General features: G+C 61.9%; 4 protein-coding genes and 1 pseudogene. 2 read left to right on the forward strand and 3 right to left on the reverse strand.

Going from position 1 to position 3,479, the window contains the following annotated elements:
• Positions 1 to 45 precede the first annotated feature (45 nt).
• Positions 46 to 495, forward strand: coding sequence for an SsrA-binding protein SmpB (smpB, locus tag AC1DWI_RS16825; protein WP_477725258.1), 450 nt, complete (start codon positions 46 to 48; stop codon positions 493 to 495).
• Between the two features lie 131 nt (positions 496 to 626).
• Entirely contained in the window at positions 627 to 1,001 is a 375-nt protein-coding gene (locus tag AC1DWI_RS16830; RefSeq protein ID WP_477671646.1) for a COG4315 family predicted lipoprotein, read from the forward strand.
• Positions 1,002 to 1,010: 9 nt separating this feature from the next.
• Here AC1DWI_RS16830 and AC1DWI_RS16835 read toward each other — a convergent pair whose 3' ends face one another.
• From AC1DWI_RS16835 to AC1DWI_RS16845, 3 genes and pseudogenes are all read right to left on the reverse strand, one after another.
• Positions 1,011 to 2,126 carry an enoyl-CoA hydratase/isomerase family protein gene (locus AC1DWI_RS16835; RefSeq protein WP_477671647.1) on the reverse strand — a complete coding sequence of 372 codons (1,116 nt, stop codon included), beginning with the start codon at positions 2,124 to 2,126 and terminating at the stop codon, positions 1,011 to 1,013.
• Positions 2,123 to 2,998 carry a DMT family transporter gene (locus tag AC1DWI_RS16840; protein ID WP_477671648.1) on the reverse strand — a complete coding sequence of 292 codons (876 nt, stop codon included), beginning with the start codon at positions 2,996 to 2,998 and terminating at the stop codon, positions 2,123 to 2,125. Before AC1DWI_RS16840 ends, AC1DWI_RS16835 begins: the two co-directional genes overlap by 4 nt.
• A 220-nt stretch (positions 2,999 to 3,218) precedes the next feature.
• A pseudogene (locus AC1DWI_RS16845) lies at positions 3,219 to 3,479 on the reverse strand (translational GTPase TypA); the annotation flags it as partial.

Raw genomic sequence — 3,479 nt, forward strand, 5'->3', positions numbered from 1 at the left:
GCAACGCCCTCTGCCAATCTCTCACCCAAGGCAGCGGCGGCCGCCGTGCGCATTGCCGACAATAAAAAAGCGCTTTTCAATTACCAGATTGAAGAGCGCTTTGAGGCGGGCATGGTGCTCGAAGGCTGGGAAGTGAAATCCCTGCGCGAAGGCAAGGTCCAGCTCACCGACGGCTATGTCGTCATTCGCAATGGCGAACTCTTCATCATCGGCTGCCAGATCAACCCGCTGGGCACGGCGTCTACCCACGTGCGCCCTGACTCGGTGCGCACCAAGAAGCTGTTGATGCACAAGGAAGAAATCCGCCGCCTGATCGGCAAGGTCGAGCAAAAGGGTTTCACCCTGGTGCCGCTGAACATGCACTGGAAAGCCGGCAAGGTGAAATGCGAGATCGGCCTGGCCAAGGGCAAGGGCGAACATGACAAGCGCGACACTATCAAGGACCGCGAAGGCAAGCGCGAGGTTGAGCGCGCGATGAAGTCGCGCAATCGCTAGGGCTTGCTCCAAAACGCGGCATCCGCCGCTTGCCCTTCTCCGGAAATCGTGGAAGTATGTTTCGAGTAAGCCCGGATTTGCCGGTGTTTATGCTTGTGCAGCCATCCGCTGTTATTCACCGGAGCTTTTCCATGAAATTCCTGACGACCGCCTTGTTGACCGCCGCCCTGCTGGGCGGCTGCGCTTCCACGACATCAAAACATCCCGCTACCGTCGCCGATGGCGTGCTGGTCGGGCCCAACGGCATGACGCTTTACACCTTCGACCGCGACACCGCCGGTAGCGGCAAGTCGGTCTGCAATAGCCAATGCGCGGCCAACTGGCCGCCCCTGGTGCCCACTGCGACAGCCCAGCCGCTGGGCGACTACACCATCATCACCCGTGATGATGGCAGCCGGCAGTGGGCGATAAAGGGCAAGCCGCTGTACTACTGGGTCAAGGACGCCAAGCCCGGGGACAAGACCGGCGACAACGTCATGAATGCCTGGCACGTCGCCCGTCCCTGAGCAAACGACTCAGAGCTCGCGCAGCGGGTGTTCGTCCGCTGTCCAGGGGCTGACAAAAAAAGCATCGGCCATGCCGGGCTTCACGTCTTCGATGCGCGCGGGCATCCACTGCGGCTTGTAGTCCTTGTCAACGGCCAGCGCACGTATGCCTTCGACGGTTTCGCTGGCCGCGCCCGGGCGCAGGTGAAAGCATTGGTACACCATGTCACGCTCCATGCGCAGGTCGCCGGCCAGTGTCATGGTGCGGGCACGGCGGATCTGCTCCAGTGTCACATGCAGCATCAGCGGCGAACGCTTGCGCAAGGTGGCGGCCGTCTTCAGCGCCCAGGGGTCGGTTGAAGCTTCCAGCGCATCCACGATGTGCTTGACCCTCGGCAAGGAAAAGTAGGCATCAAAATGGCCGGTAGCCAACAGAGGACGGGCGCAACCAGCTATCAATTCAGTAGCAATCCACTGCTCGGCCTCAGCGGCTGAAGCGAAAGTCCGGCTGCCCAGGGCGTCCCAAAGCGCCGGCAGGCGGGCGGCATCCAGCTTCACGTCGGCCAGGCCGTAGCCGATGGCGTCGTCCGCGCCAATCACATCACCCGTGAGTGCCAGGTACTCGCCGGCGTGGCCCGGGCAGCGGCTCAGGAAGTAGCCGCCGCCTACGTCCGGAAACAGGCCAATGTTTGTTTCCGGCATGGCCATCTTGGTGTGCTCGGTGACGATGCGCACCTTGGCGCCCTGGCTGATTCCCATACCGCCGCCCATGACCACGCCGTCCATAAAGGCGATGTAGGGCTTTGGATAGTTGTGAATCAGGTGGTTGAGGGCATATTCCTCGGTGAAGAAGTCCTCCAGCGCAGAATCGCCCGCGAAAACCGCCTGGTGGAAGAAGCGGATGTCGCCCCCCGCGCAAAAACCGCCGAAGAGGCTTTCGGGCGTGCCGGGCTGGCCCTTCTTGTTGGTGCCGCGTACCGCCACCACATGAACCTCAGGGTCGTCACGCCAGGCCAGCAAGGCGGCGGACAGGTCCCGGATCATGGCCAGCGACAGCGCATTGAGCGCCTTGGGGCGGTTCAGGGTGATGAGCCCGGCGCTGCCGCGCCGCTCGACCAGCACATCGTTTCTGCTGACGGTATTCATGCCCGCTGCCTCCATCCAACCAGTTCATTGACCACCAGCGCACCTATCACCAGCGCGCCGCCGGTCAGCACACTCGGGCCAGGTACTTCACCCGCGCCAAACCAGGCCAGCAAAATACCAAAAATCACTTCCAACAGCGCCAGCAGGGCGACTTCCGGCGCCTTGAGAACGCCGGCACACATCACCGACAGCACGCACGGGATGGCCAACTGAACCAGACCCAGCAAGGCCAGCAGGCCGACGTCATGTGGCGTGGCGGAAAACGGGAACGACAAGGGCAAGGTGGCCAACGTTGAGATCACCGCCCCCACCAGCACGGCAGGCACCAGGTCGATGTTCTTGCCGTGGGCACGGCTGTGCTGCACCACGGTCCAGTTGCTGGCGCTCGCCAGCGGCACCATCAAGGCGACCAGCGTTCCGCCCAGGTGACTGGAAAGGTCCATCTGCCCGCCGTACATCCAGGCAATACCGGCACCCGCCATGGCAATCGCCAGCCAGGTGCGGCCCGGAATACGGTGGCCGATAAACGCGCGCGCCAGCAAAGCCGTGATGAAAGGGCTGACCGCCATCGTCACCAGCACATTGGCCACCGTGGTGAGCGTCAGCGCCACCATGAAAGCCGTGAACATCACGCTCCAGCAGAAACCGGAAATCCAGAGCGCCGAGCCACCGTTGCGGATTTTGGTGAACACCGCCCTGCCCTGCCACAGCGGCAAGATCACCAGCAAAGAGACCACCGTGAAAAAGCTGCGCCAGAACGTGACCTCAAAACTGCGTGCCGACTCCAGGTGACGCGTGACCACACCCGCAATCGACCACATCAGGGTCACGAAAATCATCAGGACGACAGCTTTGGAATGCGTGAGTTTCATAGGCGTGCAATCAATTCAGGCTGTTATACGAATATAAAAAGTCAAAAAGGCCGCTGGAGCTTGCACACACAGCGGCCTGATTTCAAGCGATTCACCCCGCTGCCCGGCGAGTCCCTGTCTCATACCAGCAGGGGCCGCGGAACCGGCTTTGCCGGGCCGCAGGCGCAACGGCCCCCTCGGGGGGCAGCGCATTACACGAAGTGAAAAGCGTGGGGGCTCTTCAAGACCTGCCTGCGCGCTTGCGATCGCTCTCTTTGAGGTGGCGCTTGCGCAGGCGGACGGACTTGGGCGTGATTTCAACCAGCTCGTCGTCCTCGATGAACTCGACACCGTATTCGAGCGTGAGCTCGATAGGCGGCGTGATCTTGATCGCGTCTTCCTTGCCGCTGACGCGGAAGTTGGTCAGCTGCTTGGTACGCGTGGCGTTAACGACGAGGTCGTTGTCGCGGCTGTGGATGCCGACGATCATGCCTTCATACAC

The organism is Polaromonas sp. P3_C2 (assembly GCF_056402675.1).

What these genes read in the sequence shown, in the direction of transcription:
- AC1DWI_RS16830 (WP_477671646.1), top strand. Translation starts at nt 627, where the DNA reads ATGAAATTCCTGACGACCGCCTTGTTGACCGCCGCCCTGCTGGGCGGC.
- AC1DWI_RS16835 (WP_477671647.1), bottom strand. Translation starts at nt 2,126, where the DNA reads ATGAATACCGTCAGCAGAAACGATGTGCTGGTCGAGCGGCGCGGCAGC.
- AC1DWI_RS16840 (WP_477671648.1), bottom strand. Translation starts at nt 2,998, where the DNA reads ATGAAACTCACGCATTCCAAAGCTGTCGTCCTGATGATTTTCGTGACC.